The following is a 25,979-nucleotide window of genomic DNA, read 5'->3' as shown; positions in this document are numbered from 1 at the left end:
CAGTTTAATCGGCGTTGGGCTGCAAGTGCGCCAGTGCGACCTCCCCATGCAGGCGGGCCGCCAGCTTTCTTGCAACCGAATAATTGCTCACTGCCTCGCCACGGTTTTGAACACCCAGCCGCCCGAAGGCCTCCTTGATGTGTGCGTTTACCGTGTCGGGACTCATACCCAGTATCTTTGCAATTTCCTTGCCTGTTCTACCCAGGGACACCTGTTCCATGACCTGCGCCTGCTTGATGGTCAAGGGCTTGGGGCTACCGGGCATTTGAATCAGGCTTTGAAACTCGTTGCGTTGAGAAATTGAATTCAGGTTCACTGAATCGCGTTTCAGGAAAGATTGAACCTGAACCATGAGCTCTTTGTAGTGCTGACTTTTTGAGAGCAGCAATGCGCCTGAGTCGACGATCTGTCGTTCAATTTTTACATCACTCAACGCTGTAAAAAACATACGGAATGAACTCGGAAAGCGCTGTGAGACCAAGTCAATTACCTCGGCAGGCTTGCTGTTGGGCAACACCAGGTCGGACACCACCAAATCAAAATCGGCAGGCTCGATGTGGTGCAATTGATCCACCGATTCGACAATGCGGGTCGTTAGCCCGGGAACAACTGCACCAATAATTTCTTCAACGACCATGGCCGAAGTCGGATGATCCTCCAGTATCAATAAATTCTTCAAACCCCTATCCCTAAAAGTACGGCTATCAACGTGGCGATATTTATAATTTTTATGCGAATTATTCGTGCGATTATTAAATGAAATGTTTAGTTATGTAAAGAATTCAAAATGCACGAAAATCAAATCACCACATTGCGGTACAGGAGTTCAAAGTTGAAGTTTCTGGGGCCCGCTAAATTTCGCGATGCCCAGCAGCAGTAACATGCCCAGCAAGCCCATTAGGTTAATTGCGCCACCGCCGCCCCCACCGCCTGATGATGCGGTGGTTCCAGAGGAAGGCGAACCATCCGCAGTTTCCTGAGCCATCGGGTCAGTTGCGGTAATTTGGCGAGAGTCCGAGTCCAGAGTCACGTCGCTCACAAAAAGTGTTTGACCCGCAGAGGCCGCTTGAACTTCCGAGCTTTCGCTCACCCGATCCGCCTCGAAGCTCAAACGATAAACACCCGGAATTGAGAGGTTGATCACAAAACTACTGCTATCCCGTGCAAACGACACAGAGTAGCTTGAGGGATCCACAGCGGGATCATTGGCCACCAGACCAATTGAAGACGCATCGACGTTATTGACTGTGCCAGAGAACTGAAAACTGGCTGTTTCTGTTGGGTTGGATTCCTCTGGTTCACTGGGCAGTTCACCACCATCGCTAATGGGCTGGTTGCTTGAGGTGTCCTCGTCCGGCGCAGGCTCAACAACTTCGTCGGACGCCGGTGGTGAAGTTGTTGTGCCACTAATGTCAACACCAGTCACCGCCAACAGAAATGCTGATGTATTCAGAATGGTGCCGCAGGGTCGCGGATTACTCACGGGATCGCTAATTTGAACGCAGTAGGATTCAGGATCCTGAAACTCATGGCCGGTGTCCTTCAGCGCTTGAATGAGGCTGGCGGAGGTGACCCCTTCACTGAGACCCAGTCGAAGCGCGGTCGCCAGAACACCACTGACCAACGCGGTTGAAAAGCTGGTTCCTGATGCGAAACTGACGCCATTCATGGACCTTAGAATGCTGGGCTCGGTCACAGGCAGGTTGTCTCCCACACTGGGTTCGCCACCCAATGTAGACGTAATCAACGCGGGGCTTACATTGCCGTATGACGCATCGCCAAAACGTGTGGTTGATGCGCCCACCGAAATGACACCGTTGCAATTGGCTGGCGCGAAAGGCACTTGTTCACCGTACAGCGCGCTGTTGCCAGCGGCAGCTACGATCAAGGTACTGCTGTTGTTCAATACAAAATCAATGGCAGCCTGCTCAAAAGAGGAACAGCTTGCATTGCCCCCCAATGACAGGTTAACCACATTGGCCGGATTGTTGTTGGGGGGCAAACGCGCAAAAAACTCAAAGTTTGGATCTTCGCCCGACTCAACCACAAACCTGTCGTACAGGCCAACTGACCACAGCACGCCGAACATGACGCTGACGGAGTCCCCGCCGCTGTCACTCAACACGCGAATTTGACTGACCCTAAGCTCACGGTCCATTCCAACGATTCCGCTGCTGTTGTCAGCCGCTGCATTAATCAGCGATTGAACTTTACTGCCGTGATAAAAAGGCTCACCGCCATTTGCGCCAGATGTGGCGGGTTCGGTTGCATCGGCAAATAGTGCACTGTTGCTGACAAAGCGCTCATTGTTGAAATCGTAATCAACACCTTCCACAAAATTCGCTTCGACATCAAACTGATTATTTAAATCTGGGGCTGGTGCAATACCCGTGTCGAGAACGGCAACCCGAACCATCGACTCTGCGCTAGATGGCGTGCGCTCCAGCAGCTTTACAAATTCAGAGTCGTACACAGGGCTCGATGTCTGATTCGCGCCGGTGTATAGATTTTTTTGATTGGGATATCCCGGGTCATTGAAAATAAAAGGCTTGTAAATTCGGTTCTCGGACACCGAACGCACCGAAGAGTTTGCGCGAAGCAGCTTGAGAACTTGAGCCCGGTCTGCCGTAGTACGCATGTCCTTTGCATTAACCACCCAGAATCTTTTGAGTAGTCGCCCGCCCACTGCAGCATTGATTTTTGTATCAGCCAATACCTTTTTAACCAAAGGTTGACTTGCCTCATTGGGAAGAACCCGCAAGCTCTCGTCTGCCAGCTCGAGAAAAAGAATCTTTTCTTCGGGCACAAGTGGCCTTGCGGCGTCTACGCTTTCAGTTGCTATCGTTTTGGATTTCGTCTTGACTGTTTGCGCCAACACATCAACAGAAAGTGCGTAGGCGCTGAATGTCACCATTGCAACACCGAGAATTGCCGAGTACTTCATTACAACCCCTGCTTCAACTATTACTTCAAATTAATGCCCCAGGTGCGCAGTGATTTTTTGTCATCCACGTGTCACACTTTTTGGCATGCCCTGCTCATCGAACTGAAAGTTAATGCGATCCTCCAGGTACTCCATGGTGACCATGGTCCCCGGCATCAAGATCCGGATCGTTTTAAATTCGACATACTTCTTTGCCAGCTCGGTGAGCTTCATGCGAGCCCCATCGGGATCGACCAGTTCGATTTTCTTGATTTGATGCACCTCGCCGAGAATCTTGAACTCCTTGATCTCGGTTTTCACTTCAAACACCATCGTCTTGAATTCACATTCCAGCTGGCCCATTGCACCGGCCTCCGTGCTTGCGCAGATTTGCTGCGCTGTGCGTGGCGTACTCGCAGCACAGGCAGAAACGCAGACTAGCAATAGCATCAGTCCAAAAGATTGCACAGCTGTACCACCCAAAAATAGTTGCATTGCCCAAGGCTCACACCGGTCACCGACGCCATACCAATGTGCTTTAAAGTTTCTGTCAGGTCAAGCCAGCTGTTCGTGAACTTTCCGGGCGATTAGCACTCTGTAGCAAGGAGTGCTAAAATTAACTGGAAATTGGTTCATTAATTCGGAGAAAACCGCAATCATGACCACTGCGTTAACTCTTGCTAACACCCGCGCCATGGGCAACAGCCTTGCTGTGCGCGACCCATGGGCGTTGGTCGCCCGTGGCCCGCTTGGCAACCTGGATGCTTACATTTCCGCCACCCACCAAATTCCCATGCTGACGCAAGAGGAAGAAGTGGAGTTGGGCGAACGCCTGCAGCGCGACAACGACCTGGAAGCTGCCCGCCGCCTGGTGCTTAGCCACCTGCGCCTGGTGGTTGCCGTAGCACGCCAGTACCTGGGCTATGGTTTGCCCCATGCTGACCTGATTCAGGAAGGCAATATCGGTTTGATGAAGGCTGTAAAGCGATTCGACTCGTCGCGTGGTGTGCGCCTGGTCAGCTTTGCCCTGCATTGGATCAAGGCCGAAATTCACGAATACATTATCCGTAACTGGCGCATGGTGAAAATGATCACCACCAAAGCGCACCGCAAGCTGTTTTTCAACCTGAACAGCTTCAAGAAGTACGGCCAAACCCTGTCACCCGACCAAATCAACGAGGTGGCCAGTGAGCTGAATGTACGCCCTGCAGACGTGTACGACATGGAACGCCGCATGGCGGGCCATGAATTCAGCCTGGACCCTGTTGTAGACGCAGACAGCGAGGAAAACAGCTACAACCCTGTGCGTTATTTGGCCGCCGAGGGTGCCGAACCCACCGAAGTGCTGGAAGGCGCCAACATGGAACGCCTGCACAGTGAAGGGCTGGACCTGGCACTGGCCAGTCTGGACGAACGCAGCCAACGCATTATTTCCAGCCGCTGGTTGGCTGGCAACAACGCCAAAACCCTGCATGATCTGGCCGCCGAGCTGGGCGTATCGGCTGAACGGGTGCGCCAAATTGAAACCCAGGCCATGAAAAAAATGAAAACGGCCTTGTTGAAGTACGAACACGGTGAGGTTTAAAACAAAGCAGTAATCATTTCGGGTGAAAACTAACCTACACTAAGGGCTTGGCAACAAGCCCTTTTTTATGACCATGATCGAAGTACACCACCTGGAACACTCACGCTCGCAACGAATTATCTGGTTGCTTGAAGAACTTGGCCTGCCCTACAAGGTAACGCGCTATGCGCGTGATGCAAAAACCTACCTGGCCCCGCCTGAACTGCTGAAGATTCACCCCTTGGGGAAATCGCCCGTGATTACCGATGGCGACATTACCGTGGCAGAAAGCGGTGCCATTGTGGAATACCTGATCGACAAGGCAGGCGGCAAATTGCGCCCCGAAGCTGGCACACAGGCACACCGCGATTACACCTACTGGATGCACTTTGCAGAGGGCACAGCCATGCCACCGCTGGTCATGACGCTGGTGTTCAACAAAATTGAAAACGCGCCGGTACCCGCATTGCTCAAGCCGATCGTGCTGCCAATAGCGCGCGGCATTTCCAAGCAGGTTAAAAGCAATTTCATCAACCCCAATCTTGAAAAGCAGTTCGCCTACATTGAAAGCGTGTTGACCAAGAATGAGTGGTTTTGCGGCAGCGAGATGACGGGTGCTGACTTCATGATGAGTTTTCCGCTTGAAGCTGCAATGAGCCGGGCGGACAGCATTAAAAGTATGCCCAAAATTGCGGCCTACGTGAAACGCATACATGCCATGCCCAGTTTTGGAAAAGCCCTTGAAGTGGGTGGCCCCTACAATTACGCTTAGTGCTCATGAACGCAGCAACCACGTCCATTGAACAACAGGCAAAAATTACCGAGGTCAACGGCAATGTGCAGTTGGTTCGGGATGGTTTTTTCCTGCCCGCGCAACCCGGCATGATGTTATTGCCGGGCGACCGCGTGGTCAGCGACCCTGCCAGCAAAGCAATTATTCAATTCACTGGTGTAAAAGACGCATTGGTGATTGAAAATGGTGCGGCCGCAACATTCAATCTTGAAGTGGTTGCACTGGACCAGGTACCGCAGTGGATTGCCACCGACCTGTACGGCCAAGGCGTGTATTTTGAAAGCCAACCGCCCGAGAATGCTGCAAGCACCACGGACACGCCTGACCTGTTCGGCCTGTTTGACACAAGTGCCGAAGGCGGTGACTCCACTGGCTACCCCGTGCTGGAAAGCCTTGTATTTTTGGGTGCCACTGCCGCCATATACAGCGACAACGAAGACAACAACACGAGTACCACTGACACCACCAGCAGCGCCGAATCGGGCAACAACAACGACCCAGGCAATAGTGCCAGCAACCCACCGCCCAACACAAACCCGGAGCCTGAACCCGAGCCTGAGCCCGAGCCAGAAGCCGGCCCACTCGACGCAGTATTGAGCCCCGTGACTGACGCCTTGGATGGCCTGCTTTCCACCTTGGGCGCCCCTTCCCCTTTGGGCAGCCTGCCTGCACCTTTGCAAACCAGCAACACCCCCAACCTGCCCACCGAGTAAGTTCGAGCCTCTGTTCTGCACAACGGAATAAGCTTTGTGCATAGAACTATGCACGGCATGAATCCGTACATTCCCTGAATAAGATGTGGGTTGAGTCAAGCAGCAAAGGACATGTGTTTTTATGAACGGCAACACGCGCTTCGAGATTGATTTTTCTGAAGCCAAACCCATTGTCGGTACAAAGGCCCCACGCGAACTCCAGGCACAAGCCAAGTTTGACCTAAGCCCGTTTTATGAATTTTCGGCACCGGAAGGCATTGAGCGCGCAAGCGGACCTTGTGCGATAGGCATGGTACTTCACCACCATCAAATTGGCTGGAATCACATACCCAAAGACCGGCACGGCCATCCCCAAAACGACCTATATATTCTCGAAATAATGCGGTGGGCAGCATGCCCCGACCTACTCAGCGGCACCATGGGCACTTCACCGGCCCAACTGCTTAAAGCACTGCGCAAGGCAGAGTTGAATGCCAACTGGTATGCGGGCAACACCGTGCAAACCACACTTGAATTGATTCAGAACGAGTTATTCGAAGGCAGACCCGTCATTGCCTTGCTCAACAACGCGACAGAAGATGAACCACTTTTGCTGGAATGGGAAGTGATCTTCAGTGTTGATGAAGACACCGTGATGTCGAAACAGGCTGGCGCGCAGCCACAAAACAAGCGGCGCACAATTGCCCAATTTGAGAAAGAACTCACACTGAAGCTGACGCAACTAAGCTGCAGTGTAATTACCGCACGAAAGGATTAGTTACTTGCCGTCGAGAATTTGCTCAACGTCGCTGACCACAGGCGCGGAGTCGGCATTGTGACGAACCAGCAAACGGGCACGACCTTGCTGGTCAAACACATAACTGGCCGAGGTGTGGTCCATCAGGTAATTGTCTGGCGTACTGCCTTCCACTTTTCCAGCGAACACACGCAGGCCAGCCAGCAAAGGCTTTAATTCTTCAGATGACTCGGCGGTCAGCGCATCGAACGAAGGATCAAACTGGGGCACATATTTTTTCAACAGTTCGGGTGTATCGCGCTCGGGATCAACAGACACAAACAACACCTGCAAGTTGTCTCCCTTTTCGCCCAGTTTGGCCTTCACCTAGCTCCATTGCTGCATGGTAATGGGGCACACATCGGGACAATGGGTGTAGCCGAAAAACATGGCCACCACCTTGCCCTTGTAACTTTCCATGGTGCGTTCAGTGCCCGATAGGTCTTTCAGCTTGAAGTTGGCCACCAGGGATGAACCCGTAATGTCGGTATTCGTGAAAGTGGCGGGGCCCGTATTGCAGGCGGCCAGTAGCGCCACTGCGCCAAAAACCAACACCTTGCTTACCTGCTGAAACTGCTTGAATACACTGCGCATACTGCTTACACCGTTACATAGTGATCGACCAACAAGGCCGCGAACAAAAACGCCAGATAGGCGATGGAATACGTAAATGCCTTTTTGGCCAAGGCATCGCTGTAGTTTTTCCAGATCTTGTAGCCATACCCAATGAAAATTGCATTCAGCACGACCGCGCTGATCAGGTATATCAGGCCGCTCATTTTCATGGCAAAGGGAATCAACGTGGTGGCTGCCAGCATGATGGTGTACAAAAACACATGGAACTGTGTGAATGCAGCGCCATGGGTTACCGGCAACATGGGCAGGCCCGCGCGCGCGTATTCTTGCGTGCGGTACAGGGCGAGCGCCCAGAAGTGTGGCGGGGTCCACACAAAAATAATCAGGAATAAAACCAGTGCCTCGGCAGACACACTGTTGGTAACCGCAGCCCAACCCAACACCGGCGGCATGGCACCCGATGCGCCACCGATCACGATATTTTGAGGGGTATTGGGTTTCAGCAACAGGGTATAAATGATTGCGTAACCCACGAAGGTGGCCAAGGTAAGCCACATGGTGAGCGGGTTCACGAACACATACAAAATCCACACACCCACGCCGCCAACCATGCTGGAGAAGACCAGCGTTTGGACAGAATTCAGTTCACCCCGTGGCAAAGGGCGGGCACGCGTGCGCGCCATTTTGGCATCAATTTGCTGCTCGACCAGGCAATTGAACGCAGCCGCAGCACCAGCCACCAGCCAAATACCCAAGGTGCCAGCAATAAGAACCTGGACATTGGGCAAACTGGGGGTTGCCAAAAACATGCCAATTACCGCACAGAATACGATCAAGGCCACCACACGTGGCTTGGTCAATGTCCAGTACTGTTTGGCCACGTGAGCAAAACTGCTCACGGTTTTGGCTTTGTCTGCTTTGGGTGGAGCTGATGGCATGTTGGGCCTTATGAAATTCGATGGCGATTGCCCGCAACCCGATAGTTTACCAAGATCAGGGTGACCAGCAACAGCGCGGCGCCCCCATTGTGCGCCACGGCCAACCACAAAGGCAATTGAAACACCACGTTACCAATACCCATGGCAATTTGCAAAGTCAGCACCGCCGCCACTTTAATGGCCAAAGGCTTGGTGCCCGGGTTGCGCCACAGGGCAAACGCGAGAACACCCAAAATACCGGTAACCACCACGGCGCCAATGCGGTGAATGAAGTGAATCGCAGTGAGCGAGGCCACATTCAGAATTTCACCGTTGGGCGTTTCACCCAAGTGCCGAATAATGTGAAATGCGTCTTTGAATTCCATGTGCGGCCACATGCTGCCCTGGCAGGTTGGGAAATCAGTGCACACCACCGCAGCATAGTTGGTGCTAACCCAGCCACCGAGAATAATTTGAGCAATCACTGCCACCAAACCCACTCGCGCCAGAATTCGCAAACCGCCCCCATCACGGGGGGGTGCAAGGCTGCGTGCAGGGCTGGTTTGACGCAACCACAACCAGGTCAGCATGCCAAGAATGGTCATGCCGCCAATAAGGTGCCCGGTCACAATGGCGGGCTTGAGCAACATGGTGACTGTCCAGGCGCCAAAAGCACCTTGCAGACACACTGCAAAAAACAGCCATGTGGCGAGGGCCGGCGACTGCCTGAGCTCCGCCTTTTTTTTCCAGGCCATGGCCATAATGCCGATAATCAGAAAGCCGAGAAAGGTGGCCACATACCGGTGCGCCATTTCTTTCCAGGCCTTGGGCATGGAAACCGGCCCATGCGTTCCACCCTGAACTTCAACAGCCTGCGCAATTTCCTCGGCGGCATGTGTCGGCGTGAGCTTGCCGTAGCAGCCCGGCCAGTCTGGGCAACCCAAACCCGCATCCGTTAAGCGCACAAACGCGCCCAACATGATCAAAAGGAATGTAAGTACTGTGGTGAATGCGACCAAACGCTTGTAACTGCTCATGCTGCTCTCGTTTTATCCGATGTTTGAAGCCCACAACAGGCGGCTGATGTCTTTGCGAAACTTGTCGAATTGCAGGGTGTTGTTGGGTGGGAAACGCATCATTACATGGCCCAATGGATCGGCCACAAACACGTGATCGCGCACGGTACCAATGTCAGCGCTGCCTTTGTTGCCCACAATGCCCTGCTCCAGTGGCAACCAGCTTTTAAGTTGATCTTCGCTGGCGCGTACAAAATGCACATCCGGGAATTGGCGCAACAGCAGGGTTTCAAGCGGGCCATTGTCGGTTACAAAAACAACTCGTTCAATCCGACCTTGCTCCTTGCCTTTGGACGCACGGGCCTGGCGCTGGAAGTACATGGTGTTCTGACACACTTCATCGCAATCGCTGTTGATGACCTGAATCAGCACCCATTTGTCGGCCACCTGCTTCATGCTGAAATCATCGCCATTGATGTTTTTGAAGACATCAGTGGACACGTTCACCTGCGGATCAAGAATGGTGCCGTAATTGTTGGTGCCATCTGGCTTGTTGAAAAAGTACAAATAGAAAGCCGCCACAATGGGCAAGGCGCATGTCAGGAATACCAACAAAATGGTGATCCGGCTTTTGTTCAGCTTCGCGGGTGCGCTGGCTGCGTTCATTTTTTATTTTCCTTGTAAAACTCGCTTCGAAAAAACTCTCGGTAGACAAAAAACAGAGTCAGCAACACCAACACCGCCGACATGGTAAACCATTGAAATGCGTAACCCTTGTGCTTGGCCACCTGTTCTTGCAGCGGTACTGCCAGGTGATAAAAGCCCCCCACCATGCTGGCTTGCTGTTGCTGGCCTGCTGTTTGCGCGACCGGCTGCTGGGTTACCACAAAGTTGCTCACCGGCTCGCCGCTCAGCTTTTCAAATTCGCTCACACTAAAATTCGACCACACATCAAAACCATTGCTTTGAGCCATGACGATGCTTTCAGCTTCGCCCAAAGCCATGCCACGCAATTCAGCAGACTGGGCAAAGCGCGGCAAAATGGTGCCTTGCAAATCAAACAGTTCACCGGCCATTGGGGCATTGGCGGGCATATCGGGTGCCAACCGGGGCTCTGCGGGGTTGCGCAACAACAAACCACGATCCACCGGTATTAGAAAACTGGCACCCTCTGGCCTGAAACCTTGCACTACCTGCACCGCTGGTCGACCATTTACCTGACGATTGTCTATGTATATCAGGGCTTTGGCCTCGAACCTACCCTTCAAATCGATTTTTCGGTAGGACAAATTGTCCAAGTCCAACTGGCCACTGGCCGGAGACACAGGCTCGGCGGCCAGCGCACGGGCCTGCGCATCAAACAGGGTTTGTTTTTCCTGGGCGCGCCCGGTTTGCCACTGCCCCAAACTGAAGGTCAGCCACACCAAGCCAAACCCGATCAACAGGGTGAAGATCAGCTTGACTTTGCCGGGTGTTTTCACTGCATTAACCATGACATACTTCCACTTGTGTGCTGTACACGGTTAGTTTTAAAAAGGTGTTCACCATGAAGTTGATCATTGGCCTGGCATTTCTGGGCATTCTGGCAAGCTTGGGTTCAGCTTTCTTCTTTCTCATGAAAGACAAAAGCAAATCCAGCCGTACTGTAAACGCGTTAACCATGCGCATCGGCTTGTCCATTGCGCTATTTCTTCTGATTCTGCTTGCCTGGTACATGGGCTGGATAGAGTCAACAGGCATTCGATAAGTTCAAAATCCAAAAAAAAGCCACCGGAGTTTTCCAGTGGCTTTTCTATTTGTAGTTTTTACAGCCTGGTGGGAATAAACCCTGCTTACAGCCAGTAAACCACCACGTACAAGCCCAACCATACCACGTCCACGAAGTGCCAGTACCAGGCAGCCGCTTCGAATGCGAAGTGACTGTCGGGGGTAAAGTGGCCCTTGATGCAACGAATCATGATGAAGAACAACATGATTGCGCCGATGGTGACGTGGAAACCGTGGAAGCCGGTCAGCAAAAAGAACGTTGAACCAAAAATACCAGAGGTCAGTTTGAGGTTCAGGTCGCGGTACGCGTGAATGTATTCATAGGCCTGAAAGCCCATGAAGATTGCGCCCAACAATACGGTCAGCGCCAAGCCCCAAATCAACTGAGAACGCTTGTTGGCGATCAAGGCATGGTGAGCCCAAGTCAGGGTCAAGCCTGAGGTCAGCAGCAATGCGGTGTTGATGGTTGGAATTGGCCAAGGGCCCATGGTTTGGAATGCATCCACAGTACCAGCGGGGCCTGTATTGGGCCAGTTGGCAGTGAAGTCAGGCCACAAGAACGCCTTGTTGTCGATGTCGCCAAGCCAGGGCAATGCAATTTGACGGGCATAAAACAATGCGCCGAAAAACGCTGCGAAGAACATGACTTCAGAGAAAATGAACCAGCCCATGGACCAGCGAAAGGATACATCGACCCGATCGCTGTACTGGCCGCTTTGAGATTCACCCACCACGTGCTTGAACCAGCCGGTCAACACATAAATCAGGATACCCATGCTGAGTGCAAACTGGTAAGGGCCTGCTTCAGCGCCATTTACCCACTGGGACATGCCCAGGACAAAAAAGAACATGGCCACTGCGCCAAGCACAGGCCAATGGGACAAGCCGGGCACAAAGTAATATGGTGCATTCGCACGCATGGTGGTTTCTCCTATTTCTTTAATTTAGATGCTTCAATACTGCAACAGCGGGTTCCGTACGGCTCAAGCGGAACTCACCACAAAATTCACCAACACCAGCAACCCGATCACAAACCCTGCGGCTGCCAGCAGGCCCACGATGATCACGTGGACCGGATTTAACTTTTGCATGTCATCAGAGTGACTTTTACCCTTGCGAACACCAAAAAACGACCACAGCACAGCCGACAAGGTTTGCAGAAAAGTGGCTTTGCTCGCTTTACGCGATGCGGCCTCTTTGATGTCTTCCGACATTATTCTGCAGCCATGGCTGTCGCGCCGGCCACTTCAAAAAATGTATAACTCAGCGTGATGGTGTGTACATCTTGTGGCAACTCGGGGTTGATCACAAACACCACCGGAAATTCCTTGGTTTCACCCGACTTGAACGGCTGCTGCTTGAAGCAGAAACATTCAAGTTTGGTGAAATGCGCAGCTGCCTTGCTGGGCAAATAACTGGGTATCGCTTGACCCGCCGTATCGTTGGGCAGGTTGTTGTGAACCACGTAATTCATCGTCACCAACTCGCCGGGGTGGACCATCATTCGATTGGTCTCGGGCTTGAACTGAAACTTGCCCCGCTCATTTGCATCAAAAATCACTTCGATGCTTCGGCTTGTGTCCACCTGGGTGTTCTTGGCGATCTCGGCTGCATTTTTAGTTTGCGGCGTGAGCACGTTGATCCCGGTGATCTCGCATATGGCCTTGTAAATTGGCACCAGTGCGTAACCGAAGGCAAACATGGCCACCACAATCACCAGCAGACGCATCAGCATTTGCTTGTGCAAACCACCTGTTCTCTGGTTATTTCCTTGTGCCATGCTGCTTCACCTCTACTGCTAATCAAACAATCAATTCATCAGATTCAGAATGCTCGGCTCCATCACTTTGCGGATCAGGATACCGATAAAAAAAACAGCCGCCACCGAGAGCAAAATCAAACCGGTACGCCTGTTTTGCCTGGATTTCTTTTTCTCTTCAGGTGTCACGCTTACTTCCTTACTGAACCAATTCGTTGTGTGAAAAAGCCTCTGCATGGAAGCCTTTTTACACAACGGAGGGTTGGACTGAGCCAAACCCCCGTTGTGAACCCCGCGGTGAATTACTTCACTGTGGGTGGAACTTCAAAAGTGTGGAACGGTGCTGGTGATGGAACTGTCCACTCCAGACCTTCTGCACCTTCCCATGGGCTTGCAGGAGCCTGTTCACCCTGCTGGAACAACCATGCCCGCAGCACACACCACAGGAAGATCAACTGTGACAAACCGAACCAGAACGCACCAATGGTGGCAAGGGCATGGAAGTCAGTGAACTGTGTGGCGTAGTCGGCGTAGCGACGTGGCATACCGGCCAATCCCAAGAAGTGCATGGGGAAGAAGGTCACGTTGAAACTGATCAGCGATGACCAGAAATGCAACTTGCCCAGCTTCTCGCTGTACATGCGGCCAGACCACTTGGGCAGCCAGTAGTAGGTACCTGCAAACAAGGCAAACAGTGAACCCGCTACCAACACATAGTGGAAGTGAGCCACCACGTAGTAGGTGTCTTGCAGCTGAATATCAACCGGTGCAATGGCAAGAATAAGACCCGTAAAGCCACCCATGGTGAACACGAAAATAAAACCGACGGCAAACAGCATGGGGGTTTCGAATGTCATCGAACCTTTCCACATGGTGGCCAGCCAGTTAAATACTTTCACGCCGGTGGGCACCGCGATCAGCATGGTGGCATACATGAAGAACAACTGGCCGGTTACAGGCATGCCGGTTGTGAACATGTGGTGAGCCCACACGATGAACGACAAAATCGCGATCGACGATGTGGCGTAAACCATGGAGCTGTAACCAAACAGCGTTTTGCGGGCGAAGGTGGGCACGATGTGACTGATGATGCCGAACGCGGGCAAGATCATGATGTACACCTCTGGGTGACCGAAGAACCAGAAAACGTGCTGGAACAGAACGGGGTCACCGCCACCGCCAGCGTTGAAGAATGACGTGCCGAAATGGCGGTCAGTCAACACCATGGTGATGGCACCGGCCAACACGGGCATTACAGCAATCAGCAGGTAAGCAGTGATCAGCCAGGTCCAGGCAAACATCGGCATCTTCATCAGGGTCATGCCAGGAGCGCGCATGTTCAGGATGGTGGTGATGATGTTGATTGAGCCCATGATCGACGAGGCACCCAGAATGTGCATCGCGAAAATGGCGGCGTCCATGCCGGGGCCCATTTGCACGGACAAAGGTGCATACAGGGTCCAACCAGCAGCGGTTGCGCCACCCGGCATAAAGAATGAAGCGGTCAAAATGATCGCAGCAGGCACCATCAGCCAGAAGCTGAAGTTGTTCATTCGGGCAAACGCCATGTCTGAACAGCCGATTTGCAATGGGATCATCCAGTTGGCAAAACCTACAAACGCAGGCATTACCGCACCAAACACCATGATCAAACCGTGCATGGTTGTGAGCTGGTTAAAGAACTCGGGTTGAACCAGTTGCAGGCCGGGTGCAAACAATTCAGCACGCAACATCAGGGCCAACACGCCGCCTTCCAGCAACATGATGAATGAGAAAATCAGGTACATGGTACCGATGTCTTTGTGGTTGGTTGCGTACAACCAACGGCGCCAACCATGCGGGTGGTCGTGCGCGTGGTCATGGTCGTGACCATGTCCGTGGGTTAAATCTGCCGCGGTAGTGCTCATGTAATAAATCTCCTAAGCAATATTAACGTGCAGCCGTAACAGCACTTGGCTGAACAACCGGGTCGGTACCTGTGCCTGCATTGGCCCAAGCGTTTCGTGTGTAAGTAATCACGGAGGCAATTTCAACATCGCTCAACTGCTTCCATGCAGGCATGCCTGCACCCTTGCCGTTCAGCAAAATCGCAATTTGATCCGCCTGCGGGCCTTTCACTGAAGGCGCACCGACTAGCGCAGGGAATGCACCGGGGATGCCTTCACCGGAAGCCTGGTGACAGGCAGCACAGTTGGCGTTGTATACCTGTTCGCCACGGGCAACCATGTCTTCCTTGGTCCATTCCTTGGTTGGATCGTCCTGCTTGGCTTTCATTTCTTCCAGCTTGGCTTGAACCCACTTGGAGTAGTTTTCTTCGGACACGACTTCAACCACGATGGGCATGTAAGCGTGGTCTTTGCCACACAACTCAGCACACTGACCGCGGTAAATGCCTTCTTTCTCGGCCTTGAACCAGGTGTCGCGCACGAAACCGGGAATCGCGTCTTGCTTCACGCCAAAAGCGGGAATCATCCAGGCGTGAATCACGTCGTTTGCAGTCGTAACCACGCGAACTTTCTTGTTCACGGGCACTACAACATGGTTGTCTACTTCCATCAGGTAGTTTTCACCGCGGGCCACAGCCTGGCCTTGATGGTCTTCAATTTGATCGCGCGGAGTCGACAGGGTGGCCAGGAAAGAAATGCCTTCGCCTTCACCGGCCAGGTATTCGTAGCCCCACTTCCACTGGTAACCAGTGGCCTTGATGGTGAGATCGGCATTCGATGTGTCTTTCATGGCAACCACGGTTTTGGTTGCGGGCAATGCCATACCGATCACGATCAGGAACGGCACAATGGTCCACGCAATTTCAACTTTTACACTTTCGTGGAAAGAAGCTGACTTTGCGCCTTTTGATTTGCGGTGCGCATAGATTGAGTAAAACATCACGCCGAACACGGCAACGAAAATAACCAGACAGATCACCAACATCAACGTGTGCAAATCATAGATTTGACGCGCGATTTCGGTAACCGGTTCAACGAGGTTGTATTGCAGGGGTTGCCCAGAAACATTCTCGGCAAACGCAGCACCTCCGAAGGATGTCATCGCAATTGCGGCAGCGGTTGCCACTGCTTTGCGAATACCCAAGGACGACTTCAACATGGCGATCCTCAATCTCAAAAAAAATATCAAACTGGTGGAAGCCGCATGCCTATATTGCACATGCTGCCCTGGCCAACGCTGCCTTTAATTCACGGTGCAGCGCTGACTTGTCTTTCTCGGCAATAAATTTGCCTATTTTTACTTGTTGGCCCCTGTGACTAAATAACAGCGGCGCTTTGTATTTTCCGTTGTAGCTTAATTTGGCCCATTGGGGTGACCATTCAAGCTGGGTCAGCTTGGTGCCATCGACCATCACCAGCTTTAGCTGATTAGGCTGAAGTTCGATCATTTCGTAATCGGCAGCATGCCTCGCGTAGATTACAAATGCCGTTCCCACCAACAACAACTCAAGCCCGGCAAACGGCAACACTATCCAGAAACCTGCCAGCAAAAAACCCGTGGCAATCACCAAGGTGATTACACACAAACTTAAATACCACTGCAAAAGCTGTTTGGGACTGAGCGAACAATTGCGCCTGAATATCCACTTACTACTTTGCGACGCTACCTGTGGCGCGCCGTGTGGTGCATTAGCTGAGCTTGAAATTTCTGGAATCATGCCCATTTACCTCTTAGAGAGCAGTCATTCAGACCCGACGCACCCCCAAAAGAGTGCATTAAAACCTTCGAATTATAGGCCCAAGGCTCCAAAGCAAGCAATAAGACAGGTGCAATCCACGCCTGATTTCCCAGAAATAAGTTGAAAACAATGCGCTACATTTGAAAATGTTGCGCAGCAGCACGTTAATTCGATCCTTTGCGCCCTTTAATGTCCGATATTTTCACGGTTGCAACATCGGTTTTGGGTTTTCTTTTAACCTTCCAGGCGTGCCCATAAATCAATTCGAGGGTAAGCGGAATACGCCCGGTTTCGGGGTTTCGCAGTTGCTCCAACCCCTGCAGGGCTTTTTCCAGCTGGCGCGGAGTTCGCAAACCTTTTTGACGCGGCTCCAGGTGATTGCCTGAAAGTGCGCGCCAATCATCGAGTAGTTTTGCGGGCGAGCTGTAAGTCAGCGTCAATTTTTCCATTTCCATCACCGGGTCGGAAAAGCCTTGCTTGCTCATCAGGTCGCCAAGGTCGTGCATGTCGGCAAAATCAGGCAGAGATTCGCCCAACACTTGCGCAACTGCCTGCAATTCACGCCCTGTATCCGGTCCAAAACAGCTGAAAAACACGCCACCCTCTGGTTTCAATACCCGCAACCACTCGGACAGACATTGCCCGGGATCGCCTGCGGCATGCAACCACAAGGGCGACCAAACCATGGCCTGGCTTTCGTTTGGCAAGGGCAACGGGCTGTTAATGGGCAACGGTATTGCCGCAGACGGCTTGGGCGCAGCCCTGCCAGGCCACAACTTGGCCAGAAAAGATGCTGCGGCCTGTTCAACTTGCGCCACAGGCAAATCAATGGCTTTCGGCGCAAATACCGAGAATGCACGCCCTACAAACAAGGTTTTGACCGGCAGCAGTGCCGATGGGTGTAACCAGCCCTGATGCACTACCCCTCCCTCGACCGGGCGCATGATTTGCGCTCGGTTCACCATGCGCTGGTTGACCTCTTCGAGGATAAACGGCAAGGGTTGGTGAACACGCCGTGACCATTGGTGGGCCAATGCGGCGTTTGATCGGGGAATTTTCCAGAACTGCGAGGACATTGTGCGGCTAGCCATTTCAGCAAAAAGTTGGTGCTTTCTATTCTATAGAAGTTGCTTGAGTATGGGCGGCGCGATGGTGCCCGGGCGCTGCGTGGCCTGCCAAAGCCCATTGCAAGATCAAACCCATGCACTGGGTCGCTTTGTGTGTGGTGGCTGCCAACCCATGATTGACCACCAGGAACCGCTTCGATGCAAACGCTGTGCGCTGGCGCTTGGCCCCCGGCCGCAAGCATTTGGCTGGACACATTGCAGACATTGCAAGCCGCTGATTGAATGCAAGGCCGAGGCACCCCTGGAATGCGTGGTGTGCAGCGATTACCTGGCGCCATTTGATCTATGGATTGCACGCCTGAAGTACGGTAACAACCATGGCATGGCGCGATTTCTGGGGCATTGGCTGGGAACCAGGGTGATGGAATTGGGCATGGAGTTGCCTGACGTACTGATTCCGGTGCCGGTGAGCCCGGACAAATTAAAGCAGCGCGGCTATAATCAAGCCGCTTTGATCGCTCGGCATTTGGGCAGGCATATTCATCGACCTGTCCACAACGGTTGGCTGATCAAAACCAAGGAACTTGGCGCACAAGCGGCCTTGAGCCGGGAAGACCGGCTTCAAAACCTGGAGGGCGCATTCAGGGCAACGTGCTTGATTCCCAAAGGGATCCGGATTGGCTTGATCGATGATGTAATCACCACCGGCGCCACCCTTCAAAGCTGCGCGGCCGCCCTTCGCAAGGCTGGCGCTGAGTCAATTGTAACCATGGCAGTGTGCAGGACCCCAGAATGATTAATGTGGTATTGGTTGAACCTGAAATTCCGCCCAACACGGGCAATGTTATCCGCTTGTGTGCCAACACGGGCGTGCAACTGCATTTGGTTGAACCCTTGGGCTTTCCGCTTGAAGATGCGCGCATGCGCCGCGCCGGGCTGGATTACCATGAGTATGCAAACATGTTGGTGCACCCAAGCTGGCAGGCCTTTTTAGACCGCTGCCAACCCGACCCGCAACGCAGCTTTGCGATGACCACCAAAGGAAAGAATTCGCCGTTTGATGTGCAATTTCAAGCTGGCGATTACCTGATGTTTGGCAGCGAGACCCGGGGGCTTTCAGAAGACGTGCGAAACTGGTTTGCCCGGGAAAACTGGCTTCGATTGCCAATGCGCCCGGAGAGCCGCTCGCTGAACCTGTCCAATTCGGTGGCGGTGATGGTGTATGAGGCTTGGCGACAGTTGGGGCTTGAAGGCGGAAGCTGAGCGTTTTGCTCACCGCTGGTTAACGGCCCGATCGGCTTGGGTTGTTGCTCACTCAACTGCTGGTTAGCTGCCCCAATCGGCTTGGGTTTCAATCTCTCGCCTGAAAACCTGTATTTCCCTTTTTGAGATTCACCCTGACTCACCTCGCTCGGCAAAAAGGCGGGCCGAGTCTCGGTGCCGGCCGATGGCCGACCGTGGCGGGTGAATTCAAACGGGCAGGTTTTCTTGAAGGCGAGGCGATCGAAACACCGCCGCCGATTGGGCGTTGAACTTGCAAGTGGTCGCGCACGGGAGGTTTAAGCCAACTCGGCAGTGGGATTGCTTGGGACGCACTTCAAGGAAACCGCCCCGTTTGAGTTTATTCGCAGCGGTCGGCTTCAAGCCGACACCGAGACTCGGCCCGCCCTTTTGCCGAGCTCGGTGAGCAAGAATGAATTCAAAAAGGGATTCAGCGGTTTTCAGTGCGGCACGAGTAACCCACGCTGAGTTGGCAAGGAAACACCGCGGTGACCCTTCAAGTTCAGCGCCCAATTACACTGAATCTTCAGACCTCGCCTCGCGCGAGAGCAATCGCATCACGCCCTCCACTGGACTCAACCCGTCGAACAACACGGAATTCACCGCCGCAGTAATTGGCATGTCGACACCCAACTGCGCAGCAAGCTGCTTGACCACCGGCGCACATTTAACGCCCTCGGCAACCTGACCGAGTTCTTTGAGAATGGTGTCCAAGGACTTGCCTTGAGCCAATAGAAGACCAACCCTCCGATTGCGCGACAGATCGCCAGTGCAGGTCAAAATCAAGTCACCAAAACCCGACAAACCGTTCAAGGTTTCAGCTTGTGCGCCCAAGGCCACAGCCAAGCGCTTAATTTCAGCCATGCCCCTGGTAATCAAGGCTGCGCGGGCGTTCAACCCCAGTTGCATGCCATCGCAAATACCAGTGGCAACGGCCATGATGTTTTTGACCGCGCCGCCCACTTCAGCACCCACAAGATCGTCGAGCTCGTAGACCCGCAAGGCCGCATGGTGTGCGGCACGACCCATCGCTTGCCGCGTGGCCTCGTCGGCGCTGGCCGCAGTCAGTGCACACGGCAAGCCGCGCGCCACTTCGGCTGCAAAAGACGGACCAGTAAGCGCGCCGCCATAGGGTTTGCCCAACACTTCTTCGACCACTTGGTGTGGCATTAAACCGCTGCCCACTTCAAAGCCTTTGCACAACCACACCAGCGGGGGCCACTGTTCAATGGGGGCAATTTCCAACAACTGCATCAGAGTTTCACGCAACGCGCCCATGGGCGTACCCAGCACCCAAAGTGCATCGGTTTGCCCAAGCACATGCCGGGCGGCGGCCGAAAAATCAGCCTGAACCTTGAGGGTTGGAGAAAGTTTGATGCCCGCAAGATAACGCGGGTTTTCTCGCTGGGTGGCGATGGATTGCAGCACATCGGTATCGCGCCCCCACAACACCACATTGTGCGCAAACGACATGTGGGCAGCCACTGCGGTGCCCCATGCCCCCGCACCGAACACGGTGATGTTCATGCGCGCCACCGATCAGGCTGTGGTGATAATGCCGGAACCGTTTTGCTTGGCAGCCTGCTCTTGAGCTGCGGCCAGGCGTTGCTGGTAAAACTGTTCGAAGTTGATGTCTGACAAATGCACGGGCGGGAAACCTGTGCGGGTAATCAAATCGGCCACGTTGGCACGCAGATAGGGATAGATCATGTTGGGGCACAGAATGCCCAACAGGGGGTCAAACTGATCTTCGGGTACATTTGAAATTTCAAAGATGCCCGCCTGTTTGCATTCAACCAAAAACGCCACTTTTTCGTCGATTTTGGCAGTCACTGTGACTGTTACTTCGGACTCAAAAATGTTTTCGGCCAGGCGCTGTGCGCCCACATCCACAGCCACTTCAATTTTGGGTGGATTCTTTTCCAGGAAAATTTGGGGGGCGTTGGGCAATTCCAAAGAAGCGTCTTTGATGTACACGCGTTGCATTTGAAATACTGCTTCTGAATTCTGTTCGGCCATTTGCTGGCTCCTATGGATTGAATGAGTAAAGTAACGAGGCAAGTGCAGGCCGGTTAAACCGCCTGCCCCAACAAAGGCAACAGCTTGCCGACACGGTCAAGGTCGAACAGGTCGTCGCAGCCACCCACATGTGTGCTGCCAATGTAAATTTGCGGCACAGTTCGGCGGCCTGTTTCAGCCATCATTTTTTCTTTTTGCGACGGATCCAGATCAACCCGGATTTTTTCAATATTCTGCACACCACGCTCATTTAACAAGCGCTCGGCACGCACGCAAAACGGACACACCGCGCTGGTGTACATACGGACTGGGGCTTGAATATTGCTCATGATTTGCTGACCTGCTTGGTTGCCTTGGGTGTTTTGGTTTTAGGCGCTACCTCAGCAACGTCTTGCACCTTTTTAACCGGCAAGCCTGCTTCTTTCCAGGCGTTCAGGCCACCATCGAGCACAAATACGTCGGTGTAACCGGCGGTCTTCAGTACTGTGGCGGCTGCACCAGAACGCGCACCGGTTTGGCACAACACGATCAACGGTGTTTCCTTGGTTTTGGCCAAAGTGCCCGCTTTTTCTTTCAGGTCTTTGATGGCGATTCGTTTTGAGTTGGGCACAACACCCGAATTTTTAACGAAATCGTCGTCTCGAATGTCAACCAATACTGCTTTCTTTTGGTTGATCAACAGTGTGGCTTGGGGCACGGTAAGGCGAGTGCCGCCACCTTTGGTTAACAAAGGCCAAATCAACATGAGGCCAGAACCAAAGGCCAAGGCGATGAGCCAACTGTTTTGAATCAGAAATTCCTGCGACATAAATCCTGCAATGAGTGGGTCTTGATGAATTGGTCATTATATCCCCTTGAATCGAGGCTAAAATGGAGGTTTGCCTAATTAGACAGCAAACTTAAAGGCCACAAACATGTACAAACTCGTATTGATGCGCCATGGCGAAAGCCAATGGAACCTGGAAAACCGTTTTACTGGCTGGGCCGATGTGGACCTGACCGAGAAAGGTCGCGAAGAAGCACGCAAGGCAGGCGACCTGCTGAAAGCCGAGGGCTACAGCTTTGACGTGGCTTATACCTCTGTGCTGAAACGCGCTATTCGCACCTTGTGGATTGCCCTGGATCAAATGGACCAAATGTGGTTGCCGGTGGTGCACGCATGGCGCCTGAACGAGCGCCATTATGGCGATTTGCAAGGCCTGAATAAATCAGAGACCGCTGCCAAGTTTGGCGAAGAACAGGTGTTGATTTGGCGCCGTGCTTATGCAATTGCACCCAACCCACTGAAAGTGGACGACCCCCGTTTTGCTGGCAAAGACCCACGTTACGCCAAGCTAAAGCCTGAGGAAATTCCATTGACCGAGTGCCTGAAAGACACGGTTGACCGCGTAATTCCCCTGTGGAAAGACGGCATTGCACCTGCCATCAAGGCTGGCCGGAAGGTATTGATTGCAGCCCACGGCAATTCATTGCGCGCGCTGATCAAATACCTGGACAACCTGAGCGAAGAAGACATTTTGAAGGTAAATATTCCGACCGCTCGCCCCTTGGTGTATGTGCTGGATGAAAACCTGAAGCCGATTCGCAATTATTACTTGGGCGACCAAGCCGAAATTGAAGCAGCCATGGCTGCCGTAAAAAATCAGGGAAAGGCCAAGTAAGCACAGGTGCGAAACTATTTCAGGTTAATTTTTTGTACAGGCGGGGGAATTGGCGCTTTGGTGCTCATTCTCTCCCTGACGTCCGCCCAGCCCGCCTGGGCACAGAGCGGCCTTCGCGACCCGGCGGGCGCAAAGCAGGAACGCGACGAGGTACGACGCAAACTGGATGCATTGAAAAAAGAGATCAATGAAACCAGCGGCGAAAAAAAGCAGGCTGCGAAGGCACTTGACCTGCTTGAACAGCGACTTGAAAAAACTCAAACCCGTTTAAAAGCCCTGGACGAAGACCGGGATGCGCTGGAAACAGACATCAAGAAGCTTGGCCAGGAGGAAGCGCAGCTTCAGAAAGACCTGGAAAGTACGCAAGCGCGCTTGGCCGAGGTGATGCGCAACCAGTACCGCAGGGTGGAAATCAACCCGACGCAAGCCTGGTTGGCTGGAAAGTCGGCCAGCGAGGCTGCACGGGAAAGTTATTGGTACGAACGTATTTCAGCCGCAGAGCGTGATTTGGCGACCCAACAGGCCGCCCAAGCCCGTGAACTGCAGGCGATTCGACAGGGTCTTGAGAAAAAACAGGACCGGCTTGAAAACACGATTGCCGACCAAAACAAAAGCCAGCGGGAGCTGGTTGCACAGCGCGAGGAACGCAATCAGTTGATCGCGGACCTGAGCTCGAAGCTGAAAAACCAGGAGCTTGAACGCAAGCGCCTGCAACGGGACGAGGCTCGATTAAGCAACGTGATTACCGAGCTGGCCCGCGCCATTGAAGAGGCAAAACGCAAGCAAGCCTTGGCTGCGCAACAGCAAAAACAACAGGGGCAGTCAGGAAATACAGCCAAAACACCGAGTAAACCGGATTATTCTTCCCCGCCCCCCATGCCCAGTACGGGTGAGTTTGCAAAACTGAAAGGGCGACTGGTGTTACCTGTGCAAGGCACTGTGGCGGGGCAATTCGGCCAGACAAGGTCGAAAGACGGGCAAGGTCCGTCCTGGAAAGGAATATTCATTGCCACCGAGGCCGGGCAAGCAGTTCGGGCGGTTTCGGCAGGCCGGGTCGTGTTCTCGGAATGGCTGCGCGGTTTTGGTGAAATTGTGATCATTGACCATGGCGACCAGTTTTTGAGCGTTTATGGCAACAATGGTAAATTAATGAAAAGATCAGGGGATTCCGTTAAAGCGGGTGACACCATTGCTGAAACTGGCAACAGCAGTGGTAATCTTGATACAGGTTTATATTTTGAACTAAGGCATCAGGGACAACCCTTCGATCCTGTTTCGTGGACCAAAGGTCGGTAGGCATTATGCGTCAAAAATTGCGTCAAATCAGTTTGGTATCCGTCGGTGTAGTGGCCGGCGTGTTGGTCAGCGTTGGAATCAGCGCAGTGGCCCAACGGCAGCAGCCCGAAGCGCTGCCCTTGAGTGAGCTACGCCAGTTCACCGAAGTTTTTGGCGCGATCAAAAGCTTTTACGTAGAGCCCGTGGGCGATGACAAGCTGTTCAACGGCGCGATCAGCGGCATGGTGGCCAACCTGGACCCGCATTCCAGTTATCTGGACGCTGAGGCTTTCAAGGAATTGCGTGTAGGCACGCAAGGTGAATTTGGCGGCTTGGGCATTGAAGTGGGCACCGAAGACGGCTTTGTGAAAGTGATTTCGCCAATTGAAGACACTCCCGCCGCAAAAGCGGGCGTGAAAGCCGGCGACTTGATCGTGAAGATTGACGACAAACCGACAAAAGGCATGAGCCTGTCCGACGCCGTTAACCTGATGCGCGGCAAACCCAAAACCGAAATTCGCCTGACCTTGCTGCGCAAAAATGCAGACAAACCGATCGAAGTGAAGATTATTCGCGACGTTATTCGGGTGCAAAGTGTGAAGTCGAAAATGCTGGACGATGGCATTGGGTACGTTCGCATTACCCAGTTTCAGGAACACACCGGCGAATACCTGGTGAAGGCAATTAACACCCTGCAAACCAAAACCCCCATGAAGGGCTTGGTACTCGATTTGCGCAACGACCCGGGTGGCTTGCTTAACGCTGCAGTCGGCGTTAGTGCGGCCTTTCTTCCACAAAATACCTTGGTTGTATCCACCGATGGCCGCACCGAAGATTCTCAGCGCAAGCTGGTGGCCGGGCCCGAGGACTACTTGCGTGGCCGGGAAAAAGATTATTTGAAAGAGCTCAGCCCAATCGCCAAAACGGTGCCGATGATTGTGGTGGTGAATGGCGGCTCGGCCTCGGCTTCTGAAATTGTAGCGGGCGCCCTGCAAGACCACGGCCGTGCCAAAGTGCTGGGAACCCAGACTTTCGGCAAGGGCTCGGTACAAACCATTTTGCCGCTGAACAACAACACGGCCATCAAGTTGACCACTGCACGCTACTACACACCGAGCGGCCGCAGTATTCAAGCCAAGGGCATTGAACCCGATTACGTGGTCACTGAAACCCCCGAAGGCGACATTGTTGAACGCGTTCGCGAGGCCGACCTGACCCGCCACTTGAGCAACGAGAAGGGCGAGGAAACGCCAAGCTCGAAAGGCTCAGACACCAACAAAAACGCGGACATGAAGCCAATCGTTTTTGGCGACAAAGACGACTACCAGCTACAACAAGCCTTGAATTATCTAAAAGGCAAGCCTGTTGTGCAAAACCGCAAGGCTGCTCAAACCGCCAACGCAGGCAAGTAAGAAGCAGCCCGGCATGGAACTGCGCGATCTGAATGACGAGGAGTTACTTCGGTACTCCCGTCATATTCTTCTGGATGAAATCGGCATTGAAGGGCAATCACGCATTGCCGGTGCCAAGGTGCTGGTGGTGGGCGCAGGCGGACTGGGATGCCCCAGCGCCCTGTACCTGGCCAGTGCGGGCGTGGGTACCATTTACATTGCCGATGACGACGAGGTCGACCTGACCAACCTGCAACGGCAGGTGTTGCACACCACTGCCCGTGTTGGCATGGCCAAGGTTGAGTCCGCAAAAACCCACCTGAATGAACTCAACCCTTGCAGCACCATCGTGCCGATTGCCCACCGCCTTGAGGGCGAGGAGCTGGAGCAACTGGTTGCGAAGGTCGATGTGGTGCTGGACTGTTGCGACAACTTTAAAACCCGCCATGCAGTGAACCGCGCCTGCGTGAAGTTTGGCAAGCCCTTGGTATCGGGCGCTGCCATTCGGCTGGACGGTCAACTGGCCGTGTTCGAATTGAATAATCCTGAGGCGCCGTGCTACCACTGCCTGTTTCCGGAAGGTGACGATGTTTCTGAGGTTCGCTGCGTCACCATGGGTGTCTTCGCCCCCCTCACTGGCGTAATCGGCACTCTGCAAGCCAGCGAGGCACTGAAAATTCTTGCTGGTTTTGGTCAACCCATGTACAGCACCCTGCAAATTTACGATTCGCGCAGCTGCGAGTTCACCAAAATGAAAATTCGCAAAGACGCCAAGTGCGGGGTTTGCAGCCAGTAGA

Annotated in this window: 30 protein-coding genes and 1 pseudogene; 11 read left to right on the top strand and 20 right to left on the bottom strand. The window is 53.2% G+C overall.

The window, feature by feature from the left end:
* Positions 1 to 4: 4 nt before the first annotated feature.
* The 3 genes from P0D43_RS04430 to P0D43_RS04420 form a co-directional block, all read right to left on the bottom strand.
* Positions 5 to 679, bottom strand: a complete 675-nt coding sequence (locus P0D43_RS04430) for a LuxR C-terminal-related transcriptional regulator (protein WP_394673338.1) — start codon at positions 677 to 679, stop codon at positions 5 to 7.
* 147 nt (positions 680 to 826) lie between these two features.
* Positions 827 to 2,944, bottom strand: a complete 2,118-nt coding sequence (locus P0D43_RS04425) for a S8 family serine peptidase (protein WP_394673337.1) — start codon at positions 2,942 to 2,944, stop codon at positions 827 to 829.
* A 60-nt stretch (positions 2,945 to 3,004) separates the two neighbouring features.
* A complete protein-coding gene (locus P0D43_RS04420) occupies positions 3,005 to 3,373 on the bottom strand; it encodes an I78 family peptidase inhibitor (protein ID WP_394673336.1) in 369 nt (122 codons plus the stop codon).
* Positions 3,374 to 3,581: 208 nt separating this feature from the next.
* Between P0D43_RS04420 and rpoH the strand changes: the two genes are divergently transcribed.
* The 4 genes from rpoH to P0D43_RS04400 all read left to right on the top strand — a co-directional run bounded on the left by rpoH (position 3,582) and on the right by P0D43_RS04400 (position 6,750).
* The gene (rpoH, locus tag P0D43_RS04415) at positions 3,582 to 4,508 is read left to right on the top strand and encodes an RNA polymerase sigma factor RpoH (protein ID WP_394673335.1); all 927 of its coding nucleotides are present in this window, start codon (positions 3,582 to 3,584) and stop codon (positions 4,506 to 4,508) included.
* Between the two features lie 73 nt (positions 4,509 to 4,581).
* Positions 4,582 to 5,259: a glutathione S-transferase gene (locus tag P0D43_RS04410; protein WP_394673705.1), complete on the top strand. Its 678-nt coding sequence runs from the start codon at positions 4,582 to 4,584 to the stop codon at positions 5,257 to 5,259.
* A gap of 5 nt (positions 5,260 to 5,264) precedes the next feature.
* Entirely contained in the window at positions 5,265 to 5,993 is a 729-nt protein-coding gene (locus tag P0D43_RS04405) for a hypothetical protein (protein ID WP_341237767.1), read from the top strand.
* A 121-nt stretch (positions 5,994 to 6,114) separates the two neighbouring features.
* Positions 6,115 to 6,750 carry a hypothetical protein gene (locus tag P0D43_RS04400; protein ID WP_341237768.1) on the top strand — a complete coding sequence of 212 codons (636 nt, stop codon included), beginning with the start codon at positions 6,115 to 6,117 and terminating at the stop codon, positions 6,748 to 6,750.
* Here the strand turns inward: P0D43_RS04400 and P0D43_RS04395 are convergent.
* The 5 genes and pseudogenes from P0D43_RS04395 to P0D43_RS04375 all read right to left on the bottom strand — a co-directional run bounded on the left by P0D43_RS04395 (position 6,751) and on the right by P0D43_RS04375 (position 10,770).
* Positions 6,751 to 7,362 (bottom strand): annotated as a pseudogene (locus P0D43_RS04395) (SCO family protein).
* A 5-nt stretch (positions 7,363 to 7,367) separates the two neighbouring features.
* Entirely contained in the window at positions 7,368 to 8,282 is a 915-nt protein-coding gene (gene cyoE, locus P0D43_RS04390; protein ID WP_159568029.1) for a heme o synthase, read from the bottom strand.
* Positions 8,283 to 8,290: 8 nt separating this feature from the next.
* Positions 8,291 to 9,298 carry a heme A synthase gene (locus P0D43_RS04385; RefSeq protein ID WP_159568028.1) on the bottom strand — a complete coding sequence of 336 codons (1,008 nt, stop codon included), beginning with the start codon at positions 9,296 to 9,298 and terminating at the stop codon, positions 8,291 to 8,293.
* A 12-nt stretch (positions 9,299 to 9,310) separates the two neighbouring features.
* Positions 9,311 to 9,943, bottom strand: coding sequence for a cytochrome C oxidase subunit I (locus P0D43_RS04380; RefSeq protein WP_159568027.1), 633 nt, complete (start codon positions 9,941 to 9,943; stop codon positions 9,311 to 9,313).
* A complete protein-coding gene (locus P0D43_RS04375) occupies positions 9,940 to 10,770 on the bottom strand; it encodes an SURF1 family protein (protein ID WP_341237771.1) in 831 nt (276 codons plus the stop codon). The genes P0D43_RS04380 and P0D43_RS04375 overlap by 4 nt, the downstream gene beginning before the upstream one ends.
* A 53-nt stretch (positions 10,771 to 10,823) precedes the next feature.
* Between P0D43_RS04375 and P0D43_RS04370 the strand changes: the two genes are divergently transcribed.
* Positions 10,824 to 11,024 carry a twin transmembrane helix small protein gene (locus tag P0D43_RS04370; protein WP_159568025.1) on the top strand — a complete coding sequence of 67 codons (201 nt, stop codon included), beginning with the start codon at positions 10,824 to 10,826 and terminating at the stop codon, positions 11,022 to 11,024.
* An 85-nt stretch (positions 11,025 to 11,109) separates the two neighbouring features.
* On the opposite strand, the gene P0D43_RS04365 is transcribed toward P0D43_RS04370, so the two are convergent.
* The 8 genes from P0D43_RS04365 to P0D43_RS04330 form a co-directional block, all read right to left on the bottom strand.
* Positions 11,110 to 11,964: a cytochrome c oxidase subunit 3 gene (locus P0D43_RS04365; RefSeq protein WP_394673334.1), complete on the bottom strand. Its 855-nt coding sequence runs from the start codon at positions 11,962 to 11,964 to the stop codon at positions 11,110 to 11,112.
* Positions 11,965 to 12,027: 63 nt separating this feature from the next.
* A complete protein-coding gene (locus P0D43_RS04360) occupies positions 12,028 to 12,258 on the bottom strand; it encodes a DUF2970 domain-containing protein (protein ID WP_394673333.1) in 231 nt (76 codons plus the stop codon).
* Complete coding sequence (locus P0D43_RS04355; protein WP_159568022.1) at positions 12,258 to 12,824, bottom strand: cytochrome c oxidase assembly protein; 567 nt, start codon at positions 12,822 to 12,824, stop codon at positions 12,258 to 12,260. Before P0D43_RS04355 ends, P0D43_RS04360 begins: the two co-directional genes overlap by 1 nt.
* A 30-nt stretch (positions 12,825 to 12,854) precedes the next feature.
* Complete coding sequence (locus tag P0D43_RS04350; protein ID WP_371717156.1) at positions 12,855 to 13,040, bottom strand: cytochrome oxidase small assembly protein; 186 nt, start codon at positions 13,038 to 13,040, stop codon at positions 12,855 to 12,857.
* A gap of 65 nt (positions 13,041 to 13,105) precedes the next feature.
* Entirely contained in the window at positions 13,106 to 14,710 is a 1,605-nt protein-coding gene (ctaD, locus tag P0D43_RS04345) for a cytochrome c oxidase subunit I (protein ID WP_394673332.1), read from the bottom strand.
* 22 nt (positions 14,711 to 14,732) lie between these two features.
* Positions 14,733 to 15,851 (bottom strand): cytochrome c oxidase subunit II, encoded by a 1,119-nt coding sequence (gene coxB, locus P0D43_RS04340; RefSeq protein ID WP_236550832.1) that lies wholly within the window; start codon positions 15,849 to 15,851, stop codon positions 14,733 to 14,735.
* A 106-nt stretch (positions 15,852 to 15,957) separates the two neighbouring features.
* The gene (locus tag P0D43_RS04335) at positions 15,958 to 16,467 is read right to left on the bottom strand and encodes a DUF2244 domain-containing protein (protein ID WP_341237773.1); all 510 of its coding nucleotides are present in this window, start codon (positions 16,465 to 16,467) and stop codon (positions 15,958 to 15,960) included.
* A gap of 185 nt (positions 16,468 to 16,652) precedes the next feature.
* On the bottom strand, positions 16,653 to 17,579 hold the full coding sequence (locus P0D43_RS04330; RefSeq protein WP_341237774.1) for a methyltransferase domain-containing protein: 927 nt from the start codon (positions 17,577 to 17,579) through the stop codon (positions 16,653 to 16,655).
* 46 nt (positions 17,580 to 17,625) lie between these two features.
* Between P0D43_RS04330 and P0D43_RS04325 the strand changes: the two genes are divergently transcribed.
* Positions 17,626 to 18,351, top strand: coding sequence for a ComF family protein (locus P0D43_RS04325; RefSeq protein WP_394673331.1), 726 nt, complete (start codon positions 17,626 to 17,628; stop codon positions 18,349 to 18,351).
* A complete protein-coding gene (gene trmL, locus P0D43_RS04320) occupies positions 18,348 to 18,818 on the top strand; it encodes a tRNA (uridine(34)/cytosine(34)/5-carboxymethylaminomethyluridine(34)-2'-O)-methyltransferase TrmL (RefSeq protein ID WP_341237776.1) in 471 nt (156 codons plus the stop codon). The genes P0D43_RS04325 and trmL overlap by 4 nt, the downstream gene beginning before the upstream one ends.
* A gap of 531 nt (positions 18,819 to 19,349) precedes the next feature.
* Here the strand turns inward: trmL and P0D43_RS04315 are convergent.
* From P0D43_RS04315 to P0D43_RS04300, 4 genes are read right to left on the bottom strand one after another with little or no spacing between them, the layout of a single operon-like run.
* Positions 19,350 to 20,363: an NAD(P)H-dependent glycerol-3-phosphate dehydrogenase gene (locus tag P0D43_RS04315; RefSeq protein WP_394673330.1), complete on the bottom strand. Its 1,014-nt coding sequence runs from the start codon at positions 20,361 to 20,363 to the stop codon at positions 19,350 to 19,352.
* A gap of 12 nt (positions 20,364 to 20,375) precedes the next feature.
* Positions 20,376 to 20,855 carry a protein-export chaperone SecB gene (gene secB / locus P0D43_RS04310; RefSeq protein ID WP_159568014.1) on the bottom strand — a complete coding sequence of 160 codons (480 nt, stop codon included), beginning with the start codon at positions 20,853 to 20,855 and terminating at the stop codon, positions 20,376 to 20,378.
* A 53-nt stretch (positions 20,856 to 20,908) separates the two neighbouring features.
* Entirely contained in the window at positions 20,909 to 21,184 is a 276-nt protein-coding gene (grxC, locus tag P0D43_RS04305; RefSeq protein WP_341237108.1) for a glutaredoxin 3, read from the bottom strand.
* The gene (locus P0D43_RS04300; RefSeq protein WP_394673329.1) at positions 21,181 to 21,663 is read right to left on the bottom strand and encodes a rhodanese-like domain-containing protein; all 483 of its coding nucleotides are present in this window, start codon (positions 21,661 to 21,663) and stop codon (positions 21,181 to 21,183) included. The genes grxC and P0D43_RS04300 overlap by 4 nt, the downstream gene beginning before the upstream one ends.
* A 106-nt stretch (positions 21,664 to 21,769) precedes the next feature.
* Between P0D43_RS04300 and gpmA the strand changes: the two genes are divergently transcribed.
* Genes gpmA through P0D43_RS04280 form a run of 4 tightly spaced genes read left to right on the top strand, consistent with a single transcriptional unit; the run spans position 21,770 to position 25,978 of the window.
* The gene (gpmA, locus tag P0D43_RS04295) at positions 21,770 to 22,516 is read left to right on the top strand and encodes a 2,3-diphosphoglycerate-dependent phosphoglycerate mutase (RefSeq protein WP_394673328.1); all 747 of its coding nucleotides are present in this window, start codon (positions 21,770 to 21,772) and stop codon (positions 22,514 to 22,516) included.
* Positions 22,517 to 22,576: 60 nt separating this feature from the next.
* Positions 22,577 to 23,812, top strand: coding sequence for a peptidoglycan DD-metalloendopeptidase family protein (locus P0D43_RS04290; RefSeq protein ID WP_341237110.1), 1,236 nt, complete (start codon positions 22,577 to 22,579; stop codon positions 23,810 to 23,812).
* A 2-nt stretch (positions 23,813 to 23,814) separates the two neighbouring features.
* Positions 23,815 to 25,203, top strand: a complete 1,389-nt coding sequence (locus P0D43_RS04285) for a S41 family peptidase (protein ID WP_371717155.1) — start codon at positions 23,815 to 23,817, stop codon at positions 25,201 to 25,203.
* Positions 25,204 to 25,231: 28 nt separating this feature from the next.
* A complete protein-coding gene (locus P0D43_RS04280; protein WP_394673704.1) occupies positions 25,232 to 25,978 on the top strand; it encodes a HesA/MoeB/ThiF family protein in 747 nt (248 codons plus the stop codon).
* The last annotated feature ends 1 nt before the right edge of the window (position 25,979 follow it).

Origin of the sequence: Limnobacter sp. (genome assembly GCF_043511195.1) — a bacterium.
Lineage (GTDB): Bacteria > Pseudomonadota > Gammaproteobacteria > Burkholderiales > Burkholderiaceae_B > Limnobacter.
The sequence above is the reverse complement of the archived record's forward strand: the minus strand, read 5'-3'. Positions and strand labels throughout refer to the sequence as shown.

Coding starts and splice junctions, on each gene's coding strand:
- P0D43_RS04350 (WP_371717156.1), bottom strand. CDS start 13,040: ATGCAGAGGCTTTTTCACACAACGAATTGGTTCAGTAAGGAAGTAAGC.
- grxC (WP_341237108.1), bottom strand. CDS start 21,184: ATGAGCAATATTCAAGCCCCAGTCCGTATGTACACCAGCGCGGTGTGT.
- P0D43_RS04335 (WP_341237773.1), bottom strand. CDS start 16,467: ATGATTCCAGAAATTTCAAGCTCAGCTAATGCACCACACGGCGCGCCA.
- P0D43_RS04405 (WP_341237767.1), top strand. CDS start 5,265: ATGAACGCAGCAACCACGTCCATTGAACAACAGGCAAAAATTACCGAG.
- P0D43_RS04380 (WP_159568027.1), bottom strand. CDS start 9,943: ATGAACGCAGCCAGCGCACCCGCGAAGCTGAACAAAAGCCGGATCACC.
- gpmA (WP_394673328.1), top strand. CDS start 21,770: ATGTACAAACTCGTATTGATGCGCCATGGCGAAAGCCAATGGAACCTG.
- ctaD (WP_394673332.1), bottom strand. CDS start 14,710: ATGAGCACTACCGCGGCAGATTTAACCCACGGACATGGTCACGACCAT.
- P0D43_RS04355 (WP_159568022.1), bottom strand. CDS start 12,824: ATGGCACAAGGAAATAACCAGAGAACAGGTGGTTTGCACAAGCAAATG.
- P0D43_RS04400 (WP_341237768.1), top strand. CDS start 6,115: ATGAACGGCAACACGCGCTTCGAGATTGATTTTTCTGAAGCCAAACCC.
- P0D43_RS04330 (WP_341237774.1), bottom strand. CDS start 17,579: ATGGCTAGCCGCACAATGTCCTCGCAGTTCTGGAAAATTCCCCGATCA.
- secB (WP_159568014.1), bottom strand. CDS start 20,855: ATGGCCGAACAGAATTCAGAAGCAGTATTTCAAATGCAACGCGTGTAC.
- trmL (WP_341237776.1), top strand. CDS start 18,348: ATGATTAATGTGGTATTGGTTGAACCTGAAATTCCGCCCAACACGGGC.
- P0D43_RS04325 (WP_394673331.1), top strand. CDS start 17,626: ATGGGCGGCGCGATGGTGCCCGGGCGCTGCGTGGCCTGCCAAAGCCCA.
- P0D43_RS04385 (WP_159568028.1), bottom strand. CDS start 9,298: ATGAGCAGTTACAAGCGTTTGGTCGCATTCACCACAGTACTTACATTC.
- rpoH (WP_394673335.1), top strand. CDS start 3,582: ATGACCACTGCGTTAACTCTTGCTAACACCCGCGCCATGGGCAACAGC.
- P0D43_RS04420 (WP_394673336.1), bottom strand. CDS start 3,373: ATGCTATTGCTAGTCTGCGTTTCTGCCTGTGCTGCGAGTACGCCACGC.
- P0D43_RS04375 (WP_341237771.1), bottom strand. CDS start 10,770: ATGGTTAATGCAGTGAAAACACCCGGCAAAGTCAAGCTGATCTTCACC.
- P0D43_RS04425 (WP_394673337.1), bottom strand. CDS start 2,944: ATGAAGTACTCGGCAATTCTCGGTGTTGCAATGGTGACATTCAGCGCC.
- P0D43_RS04300 (WP_394673329.1), bottom strand. CDS start 21,663: ATGTCGCAGGAATTTCTGATTCAAAACAGTTGGCTCATCGCCTTGGCC.
- cyoE (WP_159568029.1), bottom strand. CDS start 8,282: ATGCCATCAGCTCCACCCAAAGCAGACAAAGCCAAAACCGTGAGCAGT.
- P0D43_RS04410 (WP_394673705.1), top strand. CDS start 4,582: ATGATCGAAGTACACCACCTGGAACACTCACGCTCGCAACGAATTATC.
- P0D43_RS04360 (WP_394673333.1), bottom strand. CDS start 12,258: ATGTCGGAAGACATCAAAGAGGCCGCATCGCGTAAAGCGAGCAAAGCC.
- coxB (WP_236550832.1), bottom strand. CDS start 15,851: ATGACATCCTTCGGAGGTGCTGCGTTTGCCGAGAATGTTTCTGGGCAA.
- P0D43_RS04365 (WP_394673334.1), bottom strand. CDS start 11,964: ATGCGTGCGAATGCACCATATTACTTTGTGCCCGGCTTGTCCCATTGG.
- P0D43_RS04370 (WP_159568025.1), top strand. CDS start 10,824: ATGAAGTTGATCATTGGCCTGGCATTTCTGGGCATTCTGGCAAGCTTG.
- P0D43_RS04315 (WP_394673330.1), bottom strand. CDS start 20,363: ATGAACATCACCGTGTTCGGTGCGGGGGCATGGGGCACCGCAGTGGCT.